At 47.7% G+C, this 17,930-nt stretch carries 20 protein-coding genes and 1 pseudogene; 17 read left to right on the top strand and 4 right to left on the bottom strand.

Annotated elements, in window-relative coordinates; all coding sequences use genetic code 11:
* Nucleotides 1–128 precede the first annotated feature (128 nt).
* From WG891_RS07140 to WG891_RS07060, 17 genes and pseudogenes are all read left to right on the top strand, one after another.
* Complete coding sequence (locus tag WG891_RS07140) at nt 129–629, top strand: reverse transcriptase N-terminal domain-containing protein (protein WP_337262217.1); 501 nt, start codon at nt 129–131, stop codon at nt 627–629.
* A complete protein-coding gene (locus WG891_RS07135) occupies nt 583–1,638 on the top strand; it encodes a reverse transcriptase domain-containing protein (protein ID WP_337262216.1) in 1,056 nt (351 codons plus the stop codon). The genes WG891_RS07140 and WG891_RS07135 overlap by 47 nt, the downstream gene beginning before the upstream one ends.
* Nucleotides 1,639–1,722: 84 nt before the next feature.
* Nucleotides 1,723–2,076 (top strand): annotated as a pseudogene (locus WG891_RS07130) (SOS response-associated peptidase family protein); the annotation flags it as partial.
* Between the two features lie 173 nt (nt 2,077–2,249).
* Nucleotides 2,250–2,666: a translesion error-prone DNA polymerase V autoproteolytic subunit gene (gene umuD / locus WG891_RS07125; protein WP_100396078.1), complete on the top strand. Its 417-nt coding sequence runs from the start codon at nt 2,250–2,252 to the stop codon at nt 2,664–2,666.
* A gap of 2 nt (nt 2,667–2,668) precedes the next feature.
* Nucleotides 2,669–3,931, top strand: coding sequence for a translesion error-prone DNA polymerase V subunit UmuC (umuC, locus tag WG891_RS07120; RefSeq protein WP_100395938.1), 1,263 nt, complete (start codon nt 2,669–2,671; stop codon nt 3,929–3,931).
* 255 nt (nt 3,932–4,186) lie between these two features.
* Nucleotides 4,187–4,798, top strand: coding sequence for a hypothetical protein (locus tag WG891_RS07115; protein WP_198509081.1), 612 nt, complete (start codon nt 4,187–4,189; stop codon nt 4,796–4,798).
* 1,099 nt (nt 4,799–5,897) lie between these two features.
* Nucleotides 5,898–6,797, top strand: coding sequence for an integrase domain-containing protein (locus WG891_RS07110; RefSeq protein WP_337262215.1), 900 nt, complete (start codon nt 5,898–5,900; stop codon nt 6,795–6,797).
* Between the two features lie 560 nt (nt 6,798–7,357).
* Nucleotides 7,358–7,696, top strand: a complete 339-nt coding sequence (locus WG891_RS07105) for a hypothetical protein (RefSeq protein WP_171887577.1) — start codon at nt 7,358–7,360, stop codon at nt 7,694–7,696.
* A gap of 88 nt (nt 7,697–7,784) precedes the next feature.
* Nucleotides 7,785–8,159: a hypothetical protein gene (locus tag WG891_RS07100; protein WP_171887576.1), complete on the top strand. Its 375-nt coding sequence runs from the start codon at nt 7,785–7,787 to the stop codon at nt 8,157–8,159.
* 95 nt (nt 8,160–8,254) lie between these two features.
* The gene (locus WG891_RS07095) at nt 8,255–8,833 is read left to right on the top strand and encodes a hypothetical protein (RefSeq protein ID WP_337262214.1); all 579 of its coding nucleotides are present in this window, start codon (nt 8,255–8,257) and stop codon (nt 8,831–8,833) included.
* A gap of 74 nt (nt 8,834–8,907) precedes the next feature.
* Nucleotides 8,908–9,393 (top strand): hypothetical protein, encoded by a 486-nt coding sequence (locus tag WG891_RS07090; protein WP_337262213.1) that lies wholly within the window; start codon nt 8,908–8,910, stop codon nt 9,391–9,393.
* A gap of 86 nt (nt 9,394–9,479) precedes the next feature.
* Nucleotides 9,480–10,082 carry a DUF3085 domain-containing protein gene (locus WG891_RS07085; RefSeq protein WP_337262212.1) on the top strand — a complete coding sequence of 201 codons (603 nt, stop codon included), beginning with the start codon at nt 9,480–9,482 and terminating at the stop codon, nt 10,080–10,082.
* A gap of 75 nt (nt 10,083–10,157) precedes the next feature.
* A complete protein-coding gene (locus WG891_RS07080; protein ID WP_337262211.1) occupies nt 10,158–11,168 on the top strand; it encodes an ArdC family protein in 1,011 nt (336 codons plus the stop codon).
* Nucleotides 11,169–11,179: 11 nt separating this feature from the next.
* Nucleotides 11,180–11,458, top strand: a complete 279-nt coding sequence (locus tag WG891_RS07075; protein WP_089181295.1) for a TA system toxin CbtA family protein — start codon at nt 11,180–11,182, stop codon at nt 11,456–11,458.
* On the top strand, nt 11,451–11,573 hold the full coding sequence (locus WG891_RS07070) for a hypothetical protein (protein WP_255399923.1): 123 nt from the start codon (nt 11,451–11,453) through the stop codon (nt 11,571–11,573). Before WG891_RS07075 ends, WG891_RS07070 begins: the two co-directional genes overlap by 8 nt.
* Before the next feature lie 110 nt (nt 11,574–11,683).
* On the top strand, nt 11,684–12,607 hold the full coding sequence (locus WG891_RS07065; protein WP_100395946.1) for a DUF1281 domain-containing protein: 924 nt from the start codon (nt 11,684–11,686) through the stop codon (nt 12,605–12,607).
* Between the two features lie 115 nt (nt 12,608–12,722).
* Nucleotides 12,723–13,391, top strand: a complete 669-nt coding sequence (locus tag WG891_RS07060; RefSeq protein ID WP_100395947.1) for an N-6 DNA methylase — start codon at nt 12,723–12,725, stop codon at nt 13,389–13,391.
* A 73-nt stretch (nt 13,392–13,464) separates the two neighbouring features.
* On the opposite strand, the gene WG891_RS07055 is transcribed toward WG891_RS07060, so the two are convergent.
* The 4 genes from WG891_RS07055 to WG891_RS07040 are packed head-to-tail and all read right to left on the bottom strand — an operon-like array spanning nt 13,465 to nt 17,496.
* The gene (locus tag WG891_RS07055) at nt 13,465–15,177 is read right to left on the bottom strand and encodes a hybrid sensor histidine kinase/response regulator (RefSeq protein WP_337262210.1); all 1,713 of its coding nucleotides are present in this window, start codon (nt 15,175–15,177) and stop codon (nt 13,465–13,467) included.
* Nucleotides 15,174–15,677, bottom strand: coding sequence for a molybdopterin-dependent oxidoreductase (locus WG891_RS07050; protein WP_171887571.1), 504 nt, complete (start codon nt 15,675–15,677; stop codon nt 15,174–15,176). Before WG891_RS07050 ends, WG891_RS07055 begins: the two co-directional genes overlap by 4 nt.
* Entirely contained in the window at nt 15,670–16,656 is a 987-nt protein-coding gene (locus WG891_RS07045; RefSeq protein ID WP_171887570.1) for a glycosyltransferase family 9 protein, read from the bottom strand. The genes WG891_RS07050 and WG891_RS07045 overlap by 8 nt, the downstream gene beginning before the upstream one ends.
* Nucleotides 16,657–16,662: 6 nt before the next feature.
* A complete protein-coding gene (locus WG891_RS07040; protein WP_089181290.1) occupies nt 16,663–17,496 on the bottom strand; it encodes a helix-turn-helix domain-containing protein in 834 nt (277 codons plus the stop codon).
* Nucleotides 17,497–17,930 lie beyond the last annotated feature (434 nt).

Here is a 17,930-nt window from a genome sequence, read left to right as displayed (position 1 = left end):
AAAAAGCGAATGCCTGTTTGTAATGAACAGGATACGGATTGAAAGATTACCCGGCGCGAAAGCGGGCAGACTTCCCCGTGGTCTTACGTCACGAGATAACCTGATTAACGACGTGCGAGGAAAAGCAGATGATGGCGAAAGCTGGTGCAGCCTCGGGCAAAGGTCAGCAATGGGATGCCATTAACTGGTTGAACATTGAGGCAAATGTCAGTCGGCTACAGGCGCGTATCGTGAAGGCAGTGCAGGAAAATCGCTGGAATAAAGTTCGTGTCCTGAGTTATCTGCTGACGCGTTCGATGAGCGGTAAATTTCTGGCGGCTCGCAGAGTGACCAGCAACAAAGGTAGAAATACCGCTGGCGTTGACGGTATCATCTGGGACTCTCCAGCGAAAAGATTTGCTGGGGCTCAATCCCTCAAATCAAGGGGCTACTCGCCAGCTCCGCTCAAAAGAATATACATTCCTAAAGCTAATGGTAAGCGACGTCCGCTTGGGATCCCTACGATTAAGGATCGGGCTATGCAGGCACTATTTCTGCTGGCGCTTGATCCTGTCGCGGAAACTACAGCAGATGGCGGTTCCTATGGATTCAGGAACATGCGACGGTGCGCTGATGCGACGGTGCGCTGATGCGATCGAGAGATGCTTTACTAATCTCGCTCGAAAAAGCAGCCCGGAATGGGTTCTTGAAGGTGATATTAAAGGCTGTTTCGATAATATCGACCACCAGTGGCTCATTGACCACGTTCCAATGAACAAAACAGTTCTCGGTAAATGGTTAAAGTCAGGCTTTATGGAAAAACAGGTTTATCACTCAACAATTGCAGGCACTCCTCAGGGAGGGATCATTTCACCCGTGCTGGCAAACCTGACGCTGGATGGACTGGAACACCTGCTGAGGACGCAATATCCACGGCAGGGAAAAGGTTCAGGGGCGGGAAAAGCAGCCAAAGTGCATCTGATCCGTTATGCCGACGACTTTATTATTACCGGTGACAGCCGGGACACGATTAATAAAGTCATACCTCTCGTCGAAGCATTCCTTGCAGAACGTGGGCTGGAGCTTTCTAAAGCAAAGACCCGGGTTACCCATGTCTCTGAAGGTTTCGATTTTCTCGGCCAGAACATAAGACGTTATCCTAACGGAAAACTTCTCATTAAACCGTCCAGAAAAAGCATCAACACGTTGATCTCGAAGGTCAAAGCAATTGCTAATCAAATGATAGCTCAACCTGTTGCGTCATTGATCACGAGGCTAAACCCTGTGATCAGGGGATGGGCCAACTACCATCGTCATGTTGTTTCCAAGCGGGTATTCACTTATGTGGATCACCTGATCTTTGAAATTATCCGGAGGTGGGCCAAGGCCAGACATCCCCGTAAAGGGCTCAGATGGATTAAAAAGAAATACTTCGCTCAGGTGAAATCCCGAGACTGGGTTTTCAGCGGTCTATATCGGGATACTGTCACGGGACAAATTATGACTTTGAGATTAATTAACGCTCAAAGCATCAAAATTGTCCGTCACAGACTTGTTGCCTCAGCACTTAATCCCTATGACACGAATTGGGCAGATTATGCCCGAGCCAGATCTTCGCGACTGACTGCACCTGCTGCATCATTTCATAGTGGTGTTTGATAAGGCTTGAGCCGTGTGAGCTGGAAACTCTCACGCACGGTTCTTAGAGGGGGTGTCGGAGGTAACTTCGGCACCCTACTCGACAAACAGCAAAACGGCGTGAAACAGCCGTTTTTCATTTACCGAAAGGACGGAAATCCACTCCTGCTCGCAGCCATCGGGAAACAACCATTTGAAAGCGGAAATGACCTGGAAGGATTCCTGATCGTCACTGCAGCTGCGGATGAGGGACTGCTGGACATTCACGATCGGCGACCGCTCGTGTACTCACCGGCTGCCGCGCGTAAATGGCTCAGCGAAAACACAACCGGTAAAGAGGCGGAAGACATTGCCCGTGAGGGCAGTCTTCCCGCCGAAGATTTCACATGGCACCCCGTCAGCCGGGCAGTTGGCAATCCCGGCAACCAGGGCCGGAAACTTATTGAGCCACTGACCTAGCAGACGCTGAGATACGAGGCATCCACTCACAGGGTTATGCACCGTTTCTGTGGATAACCCACAGCTGTTTTATCCGCCAGAACAATGACCTGGTAATAGCCAGTAAAATTCTCCTTGCAGGACGGAAAATATCTTAAATAATACTGTATATATACAGATAAATTATGCCTATTATGAACGCCAGACAGTTGTACTTTTTTTCACCAGGCCAACCGGTCAAACTCCCGCTCTACGGAACACCATGCCCGGCAGGTTTTCCCAGCCCTGCCGATGACTATATAGAGCAATCCATTGATCTGAATGATTTTATTCGACATCCAGCTGCCACGTATTTCATCCGGGCAACAGGCGAGTCAATGAGTGAAGGCGGCATACTGTCAGGGGATTTGCTGATCGTCGATCGGGCTGAAAAACCCGTGCATGGCAGTATCGTGATCGCCGCGGTCGATGGCGAGTTTACCGTTAAGCGATTGCTGCTGACGCCCAGGGTTTGTCTGGCACCGATGAATCCCGCCTACAGCCCTATTTACCCCGAAACGCTGGAAATTTTCGGGGTGGTGATCCACGCCCTGCACTCATTTGGAAGGTGATCATGTTTATGCTGGCTGACGTTAATTCGATGTACTGTGCCTGCGAACAGGTATTCCGGCCGGACCTGAAAGGCCGTCCGGTGGCCGTGCTTTCGAACAACGATGGCGCCCTGGTGGCGATCAACCGGGAGGGAAAAAAGCTCGGTCTGAAACGTGGCATGCCGTTTTTTCAGGCTAAGGAAATCATTAAAAATAAAAAAGTAACTGTATTTTCAAGCAATTATTCCTTGTACGGCGACATGTCGGCGCGCTGCATGACGATTTTAGAATCCCTCGCGCCGGCGATGACGATCTATAGCATCGACGAGGCATTTCTTCACGTTGCCGGCATCGATGCCATAGAGTCATTCGAAGATTACGGGCACCGAGTGCGTGATACGGTGCTTCAGCAAACCGGGCTCACCTGCGGGATCGGCATTGCCCAGACAATGACCCTGGCCAAGCTTGCCAATCACGCCGCAAAAACTTGGCCGGCTACCGGCGGCGTCGTTGATCTGACAAGCCGGGATCGGCAACGACGACTGATGGCGTTGCTACCGGCCAGTGAAATTTGGGGATGTGGGCGCCAGTTGACCAAAAAGCTGGCTGCCATGGGGATCACCACTGCACTGCAGCTAGCCGACAGCAACCAGGCATTGATACGCAAGACCTTTGGGGTTGTGCTCGAGCGCACCGTGCGTGAACTGAACTGTGTGCCGTGTATCTCGATCGATGCGCTGCCGGCAAAGCAGCAGATCATCGTCAGCCGGTCATTTGGCCAGCGCGTCATGCAACTGCAGGACATGCGCCAGGCGGTGTGCCAATACGCAGAGCGCGCTGCCGAGAAACTGCGCCGAGAGAGGCAATACTGCCGGCACGTTTCGGTGTTTGCGCGAACCAGCCCCTTTGCACCTCACGAGCCGTATTACGCCAACAGTAATAGCGTACAGCTCATGCTGGCTACACAAGACACCCGCGATATCGTAGCGGCGGCAGTGAAAGCCCTCGAAGCCATCTGGCGCGACGGGTTTCGGTATCAGAAAGCGGGGATCATGCTGAACGATTTCTGTGACAAACCCGGCCAGATCGATCTCTTTGACGAACATCCACCGCGAGCCGGTAGTGAACAGCTGATGAAGGTTCTTGATAGCATAAATCAATCCGGACTGGGGAAAGTTTGGTTTGCTGGACAGGGGATAAGTAAAGCCTGGGCAATGCGGCGAGAACTGTTGTCACCCCGCTACACAACACGATTGAGCGATATCCCGAATGCCAGATTGATATAACCATAGTCTGCCAGTTATTAAATACCACAGACTTAAAAGATATATACACCCAAGAGCAGAAAATGTCGGGTACAGTAAAAGTATACGGGTAATACTACTTGTGGCGATAGAGTAATAGTATTTCGGGATTATTGTTCCAAGATGCAGGTAGTTATGGTTTATTCTTGTGAGTATGGAATTCAGTTGCTATGTTGCTGGTAAAGGATGTTGGATTAGGTGGCTGAAGGTTAGTTTAACCGGTATGGAGAGAGTGTTATGTTTAGAGGGATAATCAAGAGGTTTAGTAAGGAGGTGAATTATGAGACTGAATTCACTTCTGCTGTGAAACGCTCTAGGAATTGGAATCTTGAAGTGCCTGATATCACATTGAGTAAAACTCCATTTCTGACTGGGAGTAAAGCTGAGTCTGCACTAAAAGTTATACAGAGTATTGCTTCAAAGCATACTCCAGAAGAAGTTTCACAGCAATGTTTTGGGTATATGTATTTAGTTCAGGATGCATTAGAGGAAGCTTTGCAAACACCGCTTTATTATACTTTAGGTTATGTTGATTATGAAAAGAGACCAGTTTTTTATACAGACGAGAAAGAGTTGAAAAGTAAATTGGGGAATCCGATGTCAGGCGTTGGAGCGATAAATTTACATGCATGGCTGACGACGCCAAATATGGAAATTATCGACCTTACGTTTGCCACTACATATGGAATTGTGAATAACATCCCATCAGTCATTGGCCGCTGTTCATTGCAACACTACTCTGAATTTAATGAAAACATGGTATATCATCCTCAGTTGGTCGGCGAGGATTATTTGAAGCAGATCGGTGCCTTCGTTGATTTTAGGGCATTAAATGTATTTGTAATATAAGGTCAGTGGTTTTCAACATTTTTTTAAAGCGAGGATTTGCCTCGCTTTTTTATTTTATCGGTGGTACGTATTAAAATATAATCAACGTAAAATATGATGATTAGTTTAATAGTTAACTTGTTGTGATTGACGACATTCGGTCAGATCATTTAATCTACCTACGTTGTACTGTCGTCCTCGGACGACCACCAATGCTCAGTGGGTCTGTGATGAGCGCCTTCGGGTGACCCTGCTGTCGATAGGCAGCCACCAATGATCTGGCCATCTGCGAGGATCGCCTTCGGGTGATGGCAAAAGAAAGCTTCCGTAGCCTGAGAGGGAGCACGCCATATATGGTGTGGTACATCTGCCCGCCTTTGGGAGCAGATATCGCCTGCATAACGTAGTATTCGGGGCGGTTAAGGCTGCTGAAAAGTCTCTCAATGCCTTGGTGCTAACTAGCCAGGCACACATCTACATTGGGCAGTCCTTGCCTGGATAAATCAGTCACAACTGACTGATATCGCTTACCTCTTTAAAGCTGTTAAAGGCTTTTATGACGTGTTGCCGACGATGCAACCTTTGAACGAACGTATAAAGCCAATGGGTACATTTGGCTGCTTACGTGAGTCTCATTGGGAGCAGAGGAGCGCGCGTCACTTGTGAAGTGGCGAAGACACTACCAAGTGACGCGCGTAGCGCATAACGTCTCAAACCACGCACGACGTGGCTTTCAACGTTTTACTACCATCTGACCAACATGTAGTCCGTGTCAGTACGGTCTTAAACACTCATTCACTTCAACGTAATTACGACGGGAAATCCGTTTTGAACGTTTCACTATCTAAAAAGGAGGAAATCGACTCGGTATCGATGGCGACACTACGAACAGTAGTGTTGGAGGCAGCTTGACGAAAGTCAGCTCTGCATAAGCAGCAAACAGATCAGAGATCTGGGGTGCCTCGCAAGAACTCAACATTTCGCCGCCCCGATGCACAGATACCAGTCGAGACGCAGGAAGCGCAAAAGCAACCGTGTCGTCGGGGTTGAAATTACTGAGGTACAGATCCGTCTGCTTCTTTAAAAGCAGAAGGACGTGTATCCCATTGGAGGTATTAAGATGTCCAGATTCGGTAAACAGCTGGGAAAACAACTTGTCACGCTAGCTCGTCAGGGACGAGGGAGCTTTAAAACCGTTGCTGACCGTTCCAGAATTGCAGACCGTTTTTCTGAACGTCTGGCAAAGTTGAATATTCAAATCAGGGATGTAAAACACATTAAAACGACCCATATCGAAAAGTACATTCGTAGCCGGCAGGCTGAGAATATATCGCTTCGCACATTGCAAAACGAGATGGCAGCCGTGCGTTCAATCATGTCCGCTGCGGGGCGGAATAAACTGGCCGATCCCAACCATGAGAAATTGAGCAACCAGGCTTTAGGGATTTCAGGTGCTAACCGTGATGGAACAAAAGCTCCTATTTCAGATGAGAAGTTAACTGCTGTCATAAATCACGTCTTAAAAAAAGACGCAGGGGTAGCATTGGGTGTTCAGTTGTCTCGCTATGTAGGTTTGCGAACGGAAGAAACTGTTCAGTCAACAAAGTCATTAAAAACATGGCGGCAGGCTTTAATTAATGGCGACGAGCGTGTTCGGGTTGTTTTTGGTACAAAAGGAGGTCGGCCTCGCGATACAACTATTTTTAATCGTGAGAAGGTTTTATCTATTTTAGATGCTGCAATAAAGCATTGTGATGACCACAATGGAAAATTGATTGATAAACCTTCATTGCATACAGCAATAGAACGCTATCGAAATATTGTTCGTGAAGCAGGAATGACAGGGAAAGATGCTCCCCATAGTTTGCGATACGCTTATTCACGCGATGCAGTGACTCATCATGTTAAAAATGGAATGAGTCGTGTAGAAGCGGAGGCATTGGTATCGATGGATTTGGGACATGGGGATGGCCGAGGTCGTTATATTAAGCAAGTCTATTTCAAAGGTGATGTGGAGTAACGGATTAATTTCTTTAAGTGCGCGTGGTTTTATTAATTTAAAATTTTCTCAACTGTATACGTGAATATGATGGTTCGTACATAACGGTCGCAGCTCTCACAGGGCTGCGACCTCAAAATCATAATGGTACTGAGACGTTAGGTTATTAGGATAATAGGAAATATTATTCCAAAAACAGGTGCGCATGGCCTCTTGACAGAACAGTGATTTGCTCGGAAAATAAACAAGCTTACTCGTTGTCTTCGGACAACCACCAATGCTCAGTGGGTCTGTGATGAGCGCCTTCGGGTGACCTAGCTGTCAGTCGACAGCCACCAATGATCCTGTCACTTGTGAGGATCGCCTTCGGGTAGTGGCAAAAAACGCTTCCGTAGCTTGAAAGGAAGCACGCCGTTTACGGTGTAGTACATCTGCCCGCCTTTGAGAGTAGATGTCATCTTAGTTTTGATGAACAAGGCTTAACTTTCTTACCAATGATGATTGCGCGTGACGCAATCAAATCCCAAGGGAAATACCTTTCCCCTGGGAGCGGTGTTTCCCTTTTTTACAGGAGAAACACCATGTCTGCTTTTACTTCTTCAGTTGTTCCTGATTTCTTCTCAACCCTGCACCGTGTCAAATCGGCTTTCCAGCGAATACCTTTTCGCATGGCGCCGCCGCGTTTTACTGACTGGTACGTCAATGCAGCAGGTAATTTTGCCGTTCGCGCGCATGTTATCTGCAGTGATGATGGTTCGGTCAGCGCGTTACTGACGCTGCGCAAAGGTTGGTACAAAGGCGAATATACCTACGCAAGCACCCACGTTGTGCTGTCTTGCAAGCATACCGAGCGCAGAAAAGCTTACCGACTCGCCAGCCAACATGCTGAGCATTTGGCCAGACTGCGTTACCGCTTTTAGAGCGGTCGGTTTACCCACTTAATACCCTGACGGGGATTTACACCCGTTATGGGGATAAATCCCTCGGCATTTTATGGAGGATTTATCGATGCATACCCCGTTACCCAACGTACTTGACGTGAAAACCGCGCTTGATGCGTTTCATTTCCTTTGCCTGGTGGAAGGCAAGCTCATGAGTATCCGGGCTTGCCAGCGTCTGGGACTGGGTCTTGAACGTGAAGACCCCACTGAGCTGAATGATGTGGAAAATGCCGTTATCAATGCGGGTGAGGCCTTTGGGGGTTTCCTGCTGGTCATGCAGTACGGCTATATATCGACACTTTCCGCTAACGGGCAAGCGCTTATGGCTCGTCTGGATACACTGAGCAAAGATATTCACGCGTCTTATTGGGCGCAGGCCGTGGAGCAAGGCAAGCGCGATGTCGAAGCCGACATTGCGATTGGCGAGTTCGAGGTTTGGTGATCGGCACGGCAGCCTGACAGACACACACCCTGACGGGGATTTATTCCCGTCCGGGGGATAAATCCCCCCAATTTTTTGTTACCGGAGGATTTATCGTGAGTATGAACGTTTATTTTGTCGCATCACCGTCCCAGGACGCATGGATTGATTTCACCCTGGCGGTGACCGAGGTGTTCTGGTTGTTGCCTGAAGAGGCCCGGCCAGAAGGTATCACGGAAGCCGGTCAGCTGTTTGATGGCATGATCTTCGAAACGGCCGGTTTACGTGTATCACCGGTAGCAGAGGTAAATATCCCGATGCAACCGATGCCTTACGTCGAAGAACGTGTGGGGTTCTTTCAGCGCCCTGATTTTTTTCACCGACTGGTTCTGATACTGATTCATAACCTGTGCCCTGGCTCTGTACGGATAGAGCGGAACGACTCCAGACTTTCCAAAAATCCAGGATGGGAGTTGCCACTACTCTGGTTGCGCCACCACCTTAAACGCCTGGAACTTCTTGCTCCGGGTGAAGTGGATGAGGCGGCACTGGCTGATGACTCCATTCTTTACCATTTGGAAGGGTATAGCAGTCATAACGATGATCCCGATGAATTGCTTTGTCGCTGGCGCGTTATTGTCGGCATGGATGAAGTGCTGGCCGTGCGTCTGAATCAGGCGCATTCGGCGGCATAGTCGCGATTTTTTGATTCACCCGGCAGGGCTTCCCTGCAGGGGAGCTCCTGTCCGTATACCGAGAGGAGTGACCCATGGGGCTTGATATCAACTTTTTCCGTCAGCGTAAGGCTGACTATCCGATGTTGCCGGTAAACGGCGACTGGACACCCGTCGGTGACTGGGTGCCGTGTTCACCAGCGTGGCTGGAGGACGGCGGTGATTGTGCGCAGGCGCCGCGAATATACAACCACAAAACGTGTAACCACTACCATCCGCCGCTGCTGGTTCACACCTGTCATTTTCGCGGGTTTACTGCGTTGATGCATTGGGTGGACAACAGTGTCGGGGAGGTCACAAACGGTGAGCTGATGGCGTTCGACCGCAATGACATCCAGATGCTGGATTTGTGTCTGTCGCGGCTGAATGAAGCGAACTGCCATGATGAGTTTCCTTCTGAATCTCGCGACTACGGCGGTATTTACTGGACGCAGGTCGATTTACTGAAGGCGTACGTTAACAACGTGCTTGCCGGTTTTGATTTCAGTCGGGACCACCTTTACTTCCGGGCTTCGTGGTAACACCACCCACTGACCATAACGTTTCATTTCCCTGGAGGGGCTTTCCCTCCCGGGGAAGTCCGTCTCCGCAACTCAGGAGACTTATCATGTTGCATTTTAACCCTGCAGAGCTGCGCGCCGTCGTGGCTGAAGTCCGCGCCAATCAGTGTGCGTTGGTGTTGGCCAAGGATAATGGCGTCTATCTGATGCCGGCCGTGGGCGAACGAAACGCCACCGGCCGTATCAAACACCTGGCGTATGCCGACGGGTGTCATCCTGACAAGGATGAGGCCTGGTATGAAACGTCCCGGCAGCTTGCCGGCGGCGACGACTTTGGCGAGGAGCTGGTGCTGAACGACAGTTGTATCGAGCGAATACTGTCGCAAGGCCATGAGCTCTGGATACATCTGTTACCCGAAACGGTCTATATGCACGTTGCCACGGTTAACTGGGTGTGTGTCGCCGATTATCGCCGGGTGACCGCGCGCATGCTGCAGCTGGCCGAGGTCCATTACTCGGTCTGCGTCAGCCAGGATGAGTTTAAACACTGGCGTGAGCGCGCCATCAACCTGCTGGCCACGGCCTGTCATACCGATTGCAAACGGGCAAAACCCGCCGATCGGGCTGATTACCTGGCTCTGTTCGAACGGCTGAAACAGCGTGTTGACACAGTGAATCCGAAAGGGGCGCTGCGTTACCCCGTTCTCTAACCACTTTTCCTGTCCCCTGGGGCGTATTCTTCGCCGCCAGGGGAGGAATGCGCCTTTTTCATTGAGGAGCATTCCATGAAGAAAACATCACCATCACGCCGGCCGGCAAAAGCCCGTCGCGAACGACCAGACCTGTACCAACAGGTCACGGACAGTATCATCGGCGCCATTGAGCGTGGCACCTTACCCTGGCGCAAGCCCTGGCGGACTGACCGGAACCGGGTTTATACCGGGTCTGTCATGCCGCAGAACGGCACGACGGGTTACCACTACAGCGGTGTGAATGTGCTGCTGTTGTGGATAGCCGCGGAAGAGCGCGGTTTTCACTCCAATCGCTGGCTGACTTATAAACAGGCGGAAGCCGTCGGTGGCCATGTACGTGCCGGCGAGACGGCAACCCTGGCTGTGGTATTCAAACCCTGGGATAAACAGGTGGAGGATGCTGATGGCCGGCAGCTGTTTGACGAAGAGGGAAAACCGCTGAAAACGCGAATACCCATGCTGAAGCCGCTGTACCTGTTTAACGTTGCCCAATGCGACAACCTCCCCGAGATCGTTGTCGGCGTTATGCCGGCAACCGAGACGGATGAGGGTGATGCGTCGGTTGATGCGAAAACGCAGGCTCAGGTTAACACCCTCGTTGAGGCCTGCGGTGTTCGGGTTGAACAGGCCTACCAGGACAGGGCGTTTTACTCCCCGCTCCGGGACCAGATTGTCCTGCCACAGGCTCAGCAATTTCGGACTGAGGCGGATTACTGGTCAACGTTGTTGCATGAACTGGTGCACAGCACCGGCCATGCTAAACGGCTTAACCGGGAAGGGATCACGTCTTCTTCCCGGAGGTTCGGCGACCCGGTGTACGCGTTTGAGGAACTGGTGGCGGAGCTGGGCAGTGCTTTTATGTGCGCGCGGCTCGGCGTCTTTGGCGACGTCCAGCACGACAGCTACCTCGAGCATTGGCTCAGGGTATTGCGAGAGGACAAGCGCGCGCTGTTTCGTGCGGCCAAACAGGCCCGTGAGGCGTCAGAATTTTTGCTGAAGCCCCTGGCGGACCCGGTGACAACCGATCCAGCCGTTGCGGCATGAGGAGTCTGGTGATGACGATTGAACAACGTTACTGGCAGACCATTGCCGGCAGGTTACTGGCCAAATATTTTGGCCTGGCGTTAAACGATACCGATCTGTGTGAAGCGGAGTGCGTGAAGGCTTTACAGGAAGCGGGGGTGCGGCCGTTTGAGGCGATCAACAACCTGGTGGATAAATACCACCTGGTTCGCCTTGGCGCCAATCCCTTTACCTCATCATCACCGTATCTGCGCCAGGTGGAAGAGCTGGGCGTGATCGGTGAAACAGAACAGGAGATAACCGGTGACTAAAGCCACCAACAAGGGGCTGCAGATAACCGTTGACCCTGAGGTACAGCTGGGATTGGTCGCTAATGGCGACGAACATCAGGTATACCGGGCTCACTATGGCGAGCAAGCCCACTAAGGACAGGATCAGCGTCCTGGCCATCATGAGGTAACACCTAACCCAACGGGGGAGACTTTCCCCCGTTGGGGAAAGCTCCCTCTTTTTCTTGTAAGAAGAGGAGAACGACCATGTCGAACTGGTGCAATAACCGTTTAGTGATCACTGGCCAATCCGTTTTTGTTGATGAACTGCAGCAATGGGTCAATGGCCATGTTGTCCCTGACTACCGTCATGCTGTTCAACAAAGCTGCCGGCTGTTCCTGGCCGGGTGTGCCGGCATATTGAAGCCGGCGACAACAAAACCCGGTGTTTACGTGCCTTACCCGGCACTGTTAACGCAGCCGGGGATTGCATCGCCTCAGAATCTGGCCTTTGAACACTGGTTCGGGTTGCTGAAGGCGGATGTGCCGTTAACGGGCGAGAACATTCGCCTGATAGAGCGACTCTACCGCCAGTCGGGTATCGATGCGGTTAAATGGGAAAGCATCCCCAACGTGGCGAAGGCGCGTATGGAGGATGTGCTTTCTCGCCAGTATGCGGACTGGTTCGGTCTGGTGGGGGTTAGCCCTGATATCGATGCCGGCATCTGCTGGGAACGTTTGGGGATGATGCCTGAATATACTGCACCGTGCGATATGCTGATGCTGATCCCGACGCGTCTGGCGACCGAACTGAATGGCTCTGGTGGACTGCTGCGTGATGTGCCGACCACTGTCGAGCTCTATGGTCGACAGTACGGCGTCGAATGGCCGGCAGGCCATAATGTCGGCTGTGTACGGGATGGCATTAACACGTTGACAGTGCACTTTGATTCCCCATGGTACCCGCCAGCCGGCGAGGTTATCGGGACAGTGTCGGAGCAGTTCAGCTGCCAGGTGGAACATACCTGGTATATGCCTGATGCGGAACGCAGTGGCTACGATCGTTACGACCGTGGTGAGCATGTCGACGGTGGACGAATAGCGGCTGAGGTTGAGGCTGGTGAGGTGATCCACCTGACCTACGCCGATAAGGATTCTGTGCCGTTGTCACCGAATGCAGCCGCCGGCTAATCACCGTCTTTTGTTGAAGCACTAACGTATGGCCACCGGTATCCCGGTGGCCTTTTTTTCCCGTGGGGGAGTTCTCCCACTGCGGGTGAACTCCCATTTATTAATGGAGTTCACCATGCTGACGTTTACTGAAGTACAAAACCAATTCATCGGCCTCTTTGGCCAAACGGCACGCTACCATCACCGGTACAAGGTCTTTTCTGACTTTGTTCAGTGCAGCGCGATAGCAATACACAACCGCTTTTGTCCGGACGACGCGCTGGAGAAGCAGTACATGTCGCTCATCAAAGGGTATGAACGTGAGGATGTCGAACGCCTGGCGCACCTACTTGCTCTGGTCCGAATAGCACTGGCCGCTGAACCTTGTGATTTTTTGGGAATGTCCTTCATGAAGTTAGAGCTCGGTGATAAACACCGTGGGCAGTTTTTTACCCCTTGGTGCGTAGCGTCCATGATGGCCAGGCTGCAGTTCACTGAGTTGGAACAACTGTTGCTGACTCAGCCGTTCGTGACGATCAGCGAACCGGCATGTGGGGCCGGCGGTATGATGATCGCGGCCGCAGTCGAGATGCAGGCTTTGGGGTATCCGCCACCAAAGCATATGTGGGTCTCGTGCGTTGATATCGATGTAGTAGCGATGTCGATGGCGTATATCCAGCTGTCTTCGCTTGGCATTCCTGGAGAAGTTGTGTTGGGTAACGCGCTAGCAGATGAACGGCGATTGGTGATGTATACCCCGATGCATTGGTTGGAAAAATGGCCACTTCGCTTACAAAATTCGTAAGCAATTAATTGACTATAATCGCCCCTGAGTGGGGCGATTTATTCTTTATCCCGTATAAATTACGGGTTGTATTTTATGAGTCTAAATCCTTTGCCAGCACTGACTTTATGGCTTTTTTAATGTCATTCAATCTCACTGGCTTGGTTAGAAATTCAACATCTTTAATGGGGCTTTCGTTGGTGTATGCACTGATGAATATGAATGGTGTGTTTATATTTGGACCTTTATTTTCTTTGACCATTCTATATAGCTCATCACCTGTAATAATAGGCATTTGTAGATCACTCAAAACAAGATCGAAAGATTTTCGAGATAATTTCTCCAAAGCTCTTTCAGGGGATGTTGTATACTCTACTGTAAACTCATTTTGAAGTATAGAGACCAGCGATTCGCATGCCATTTCATTGTCATCGATAATTAAAATGCTGATGTCTTGAACTGAGAAAAACGCATTCGCGATCTCAGTTGTAATGCCAATCTCTTCAGGAGTTGAAAATTCAATGGGTAATGATACTGTAAAAGTACTTCCTTTACCGATGTCACTTTTTACATCAATTGTTCCGTTCATGGCTTTAACAACACCATGAACAATAGCCAAACCCATTCCAAAACCGGGAACTTTATTATCATTCCCAACTCGGATGAACGGATAGAATATTGTATCAACCTTGTCCTTCGGAATGCCTTGACCTGTGTCTTTGATTTTGAGAACCAAAGTTGATTTATCTTGGATGTTTGCGCTTACCTGCACGAGACCATTGTCTGTATATTTTATTGCATTGGTGACAATATTCTCTATGATTTGCATGACCCTTGATGGATCGCTTTTGATATATGTATCTGGAATGTTATCTATGCTTACACTAACATTTTGCTTGTTCAATATAGAAATGCTTTGCTCGACAGTGTCATGAACAATCTTTCGTAAGTTGAATGATGATTTTTTTATTTCAACATTACCATTATCGACTTTGGCGAACTCAGCGAGGTCTTTCATCTGACGTTCCATTTTCATGGCTGCATTCTCTAATCGCTCAAAGTGGTTGAATGCTATAGAATCTTTTTTCTGAATAATCACCTCAACCGACGAAATTATTGCCTGAAGTGAAGTCCTTAATTCATGACCCAACACCCCGAGGAATGCGTTTTTGTTGTTAAAAGATTTCTTTTCGGACTCTAATTGATTATTAATAGACTTTACTTGTCGATATGAAATAAAAAGCATCAACAAAAATAGGAAGTACAGTGTAGCAATTGGGAACTTCATTGAGTTAGCTTTGTCGATATAGTCCTGCTGAATTATGTTTCTTTGCCTGACCTCTGCATGGTCAGATATTACCACTAGATCTTTATTTTCTTGACCTATTAATTCAATGCTTTTAAGTATGATCGAATAGTCAGGTGTCGGTTTGTTTAGTTCAGTGTCGATATTTTCAAGGTTGGCATTTATTTGCTCTACCGTATTGGCATAGCCAGCCTCTTCATATAAATATCTGGTTGAAACACTTTTATGCAACAGCACATTTGAGCTTGAGAATAGGAGGTCAAGTTCTGTTTGTAATTCCTCTTTATCATTGTTACCTAACCGAAGCTGGCGCTCAACTTTTGCATTAAATCCTGCTAGTCTGATCGTGAATTTTGCGATTGCCCATGCGTAGTTCTCTTGAGGTCCCGCTGAGTTCATATTATGGCTTGTGGAGAAGTATTGTTCATACATCCACACAAATCCACCTGTCAGCACCAGGAACACTAATAAGTATTGAATGATAAGCCTTTTCAGTTTCATTTTTCTAATACCGTTATGCCGCTGACCTGCCAAATATGACGGGCTTGAAAAGTAGGACTATTAAGCTTATCGTAAAATTTGTCCATCGGGTAAATGACGAAGTATGGCCCAAAGTCTCTAACTTTCAGAGGGCTACCATCCATTTTGTTTGCCAGCAGAATATCGAATTGTTCTATGTCTGAGACTGGGATATCGACCCAGTAATCATTTAATGCCCTCATTCTTAACGTTTTCCCACGAGCACCAACAAGTTTCAGCAAGTCTTTGAATTTTACGCCTTCAAAATCCACAACGTGTCCCGGAACAGTCCAGGAAGTTGTCGTCTTTATATGGCTTTTTTCCAGCGTGTTGAACTCTTTTGCTGATAAGATGTATCCATCTTCGTAATTTTTGTTAGTTATTGCGCCATCAATGTAGATATCTCCTTTATTTGCGAAAGAGGGGGCCGAAATAAATAGAATAACTAAAAAAGACAATGCTAGAGATATTAATTTACGCATAATAGCCCTCAAACTCCTTACTGATTAAATCGAGTAAAAATATATTTTCACTGTTGTGTATGCCCTCTGTTTTATTATTTCCAATATAAATAGAGGTGCAGTTATCGTAGTATAAGCTGCGAAGTTCAGGTTTCACGGTTGTGAATATACAAGTTGTGGGGGTTTTAAACCCCGCGCCAATATGCAAGGCTGCTGAATCACACGTGTAAAGGTGCTTTGCATTTTTAATGATGGATGTAAAATAAGTTGTGTTTGTAGATAGTGAGGTAATGTTCGTGTAATTGTCATGGCTAATATCACTGAACCCTAAGACCTTAACCTTAAATTTATCACTCAGGTAAGATATTATTTTTTTATGATATTTCTTGGGTATGCTTCTTATTTTTGTACTAGCGTATGGGCAGAAAAGAACATACTCACCCAAATTTAAATCTTCGATAGGTGCTTCATTGAGCCATGAGTTAATTTTTAAACTGGCTGATACATGTTTGTGTTCTATGCCTAAACTTCTTAAGAAGAAGTCATGCATTTCCAGTGTGTTAAAATCTTTCCAGTATAGTTGGTTCCCGATATCTATTACTAGATCTGCATCGGTAGCGCTGGTAATGTCAAACGGCATATAGGAAATGTCATCTATTATATGCTTTGCCAACGTATATACTTCATTAACATAGTCAGGGCAGTTTTCAGGACGAATGATTTTGATGCCGATACTTGGATTGAATATTTTTATTGCGTGCAGTGCTGATATCCCAACAACTGAATCACCCAGCGTCACCCCTAACCCATTGATGATTGTAAGGCTTTTTACGGTGGAATAGTCAACTGATATTTTACTGATTGCATTATTATGAATAATAGAGTCATTCAAGGGAGAGATTTCTCCACATGGAATATCTTTACCCACTCCATATGGAGACACTATGTATCTTCCATCAAGCAATAGACTTCCTGTATAAGTCAGTAAATTATCGTTCATAATGATTCACTTGGGAAAGTGTTTATCCACTAATGATTTTATTACACTGGCTTTGATAGGTTTCTCGTGAGGGCCTGTTATATCATAATCATTTATAGCACTTGCGATTTCGCTATCTACGATCCCTGACAGTTGCCCGGTAAGAACCAGTATCATGGCATTATTATTTTCAGTTTTTCTTATCTCTTTAATCGTGCTGAACACGGTTTTTGTTCCTATAACCCAATCCAAAATATACGCATCATATGGCTTATTTTTCAGGCTCTCCTCTAATGAGTTAATATCATAAAAGGCATCAACAAGATATTCATTGTTTACAATGATTTCTTTGAGGCTATCGACGATGTTTTTGTCATCATCAAGAATAGCGATTCGGTGTTTTTCTTCATTTTGTTTTTGAGGATATAACTGAATCATTTCAATGTTGCGTTTTGATTCAAAAAAAACATCATCTTTTATATCGTTAGTATGAAAAACAACCCACTCATCATTAATTTTTAAGGCAGAATATTCAGTTGTATCAATAGCGTTTACATTAGATAGGTATATTTTGCATTTAACGTTGTTCTTGCCATCATTCCATATAGCATCATGCACTTCATTTATTGCATAATTATAAATGTCAAAGAAGTCACTCATCCTCATATCGATTGAATCAATGACTTTAACCAGCTGGGATACCTCCCAGTTTGAGGCACCGCTCATCTTTTTCTGGGCTGCAGCTGTTGTGATGTCCAGTACGTGGCTCGTATGGCTGATGTGTTTTTGCTTTGGAATTCCTTTCATCGTCATCGCTTTGGCAATGACTTCCCCAAGTGCAGTTTTATTGTTGGTTACCATCTCCCACCTTCACCCTTTTTCGGTTTAAAAAACAGACATCATTCTACACTCCAAGTTGTTTAATTCAAGAAAACCGCATCGTTGTATGTCGTAAAATGATTTATATAATCATAAAAGTATCATTTATGTTGACATGTGTCGGTGTGGTTGTTAGAAAGGAATCTGAGTGTGGAGGCTCGCGATGCTTAACTGAGGCTTCTAAGCGTTATGTTCACCTCCTTTCGGGAGAGCATAACGCTCAGGTGATGCTATAGCGCACAACACCAGAGAAAGCGCCCACTCAGCGTTTGGGGGAATAACCAAACGATGCGGAGGGATGCGCAAAAATCATGAGGGTGGACTTTTCATTTGTAGATGCATTTTGTGAATCGTCGGAACGCCCCGTAATAAAATCACCTGATATTTGTTGTTCTTGGCACCAGGGAAACCTGATA

Origin of the sequence: Serratia sp. MMO-28 (assembly GCF_037199905.1) — a bacterium.
Taxonomy (GTDB): domain Bacteria; phylum Pseudomonadota; class Gammaproteobacteria; order Enterobacterales; family Enterobacteriaceae; genus Chania; species Chania oryzae.
Note: the sequence above shows the minus strand (reverse complement) of the source record. Positions and strands in the feature narration are given on the sequence as shown.

Excerpts from the sequence above, each read along its gene's own strand:
- WG891_RS07140 (WP_337262217.1), top strand. The coding sequence starts at position 129 with ATGATGGCGAAAGCTGGTGCAGCCTCGGGCAAAGGTCAGCAATGGGAT.
- WG891_RS07135 (WP_337262216.1), top strand. The coding sequence starts at position 583 with ATGGATTCAGGAACATGCGACGGTGCGCTGATGCGACGGTGCGCTGAT.
- umuD (WP_100396078.1), top strand. The coding sequence starts at position 2,250 with ATGAACGCCAGACAGTTGTACTTTTTTTCACCAGGCCAACCGGTCAAA.
- umuC (WP_100395938.1), top strand. The coding sequence starts at position 2,669 with ATGTTTATGCTGGCTGACGTTAATTCGATGTACTGTGCCTGCGAACAG.
- WG891_RS07115 (WP_198509081.1), top strand. The coding sequence starts at position 4,187 with ATGTTTAGAGGGATAATCAAGAGGTTTAGTAAGGAGGTGAATTATGAG.
- WG891_RS07110 (WP_337262215.1), top strand. The coding sequence starts at position 5,898 with ATGTCCAGATTCGGTAAACAGCTGGGAAAACAACTTGTCACGCTAGCT.
- WG891_RS07105 (WP_171887577.1), top strand. The coding sequence starts at position 7,358 with ATGTCTGCTTTTACTTCTTCAGTTGTTCCTGATTTCTTCTCAACCCTG.
- WG891_RS07100 (WP_171887576.1), top strand. The coding sequence starts at position 7,785 with ATGCATACCCCGTTACCCAACGTACTTGACGTGAAAACCGCGCTTGAT.
- WG891_RS07090 (WP_337262213.1), top strand. The coding sequence starts at position 8,908 with ATGGGGCTTGATATCAACTTTTTCCGTCAGCGTAAGGCTGACTATCCG.
- WG891_RS07085 (WP_337262212.1), top strand. The coding sequence starts at position 9,480 with ATGTTGCATTTTAACCCTGCAGAGCTGCGCGCCGTCGTGGCTGAAGTC.
- WG891_RS07080 (WP_337262211.1), top strand. The coding sequence starts at position 10,158 with ATGAAGAAAACATCACCATCACGCCGGCCGGCAAAAGCCCGTCGCGAA.
- WG891_RS07075 (WP_089181295.1), top strand. The coding sequence starts at position 11,180 with ATGACGATTGAACAACGTTACTGGCAGACCATTGCCGGCAGGTTACTG.
- WG891_RS07065 (WP_100395946.1), top strand. The coding sequence starts at position 11,684 with ATGTCGAACTGGTGCAATAACCGTTTAGTGATCACTGGCCAATCCGTT.
- WG891_RS07060 (WP_100395947.1), top strand. The coding sequence starts at position 12,723 with ATGCTGACGTTTACTGAAGTACAAAACCAATTCATCGGCCTCTTTGGC.
- WG891_RS07055 (WP_337262210.1), bottom strand. The coding sequence starts at position 15,177 with ATGAAACTGAAAAGGCTTATCATTCAATACTTATTAGTGTTCCTGGTG.
- WG891_RS07050 (WP_171887571.1), bottom strand. The coding sequence starts at position 15,677 with ATGCGTAAATTAATATCTCTAGCATTGTCTTTTTTAGTTATTCTATTT.
- WG891_RS07045 (WP_171887570.1), bottom strand. The coding sequence starts at position 16,656 with ATGAACGATAATTTACTGACTTATACAGGAAGTCTATTGCTTGATGGA.
- WG891_RS07040 (WP_089181290.1), bottom strand. The coding sequence starts at position 17,496 with ATGGTAACCAACAATAAAACTGCACTTGGGGAAGTCATTGCCAAAGCG.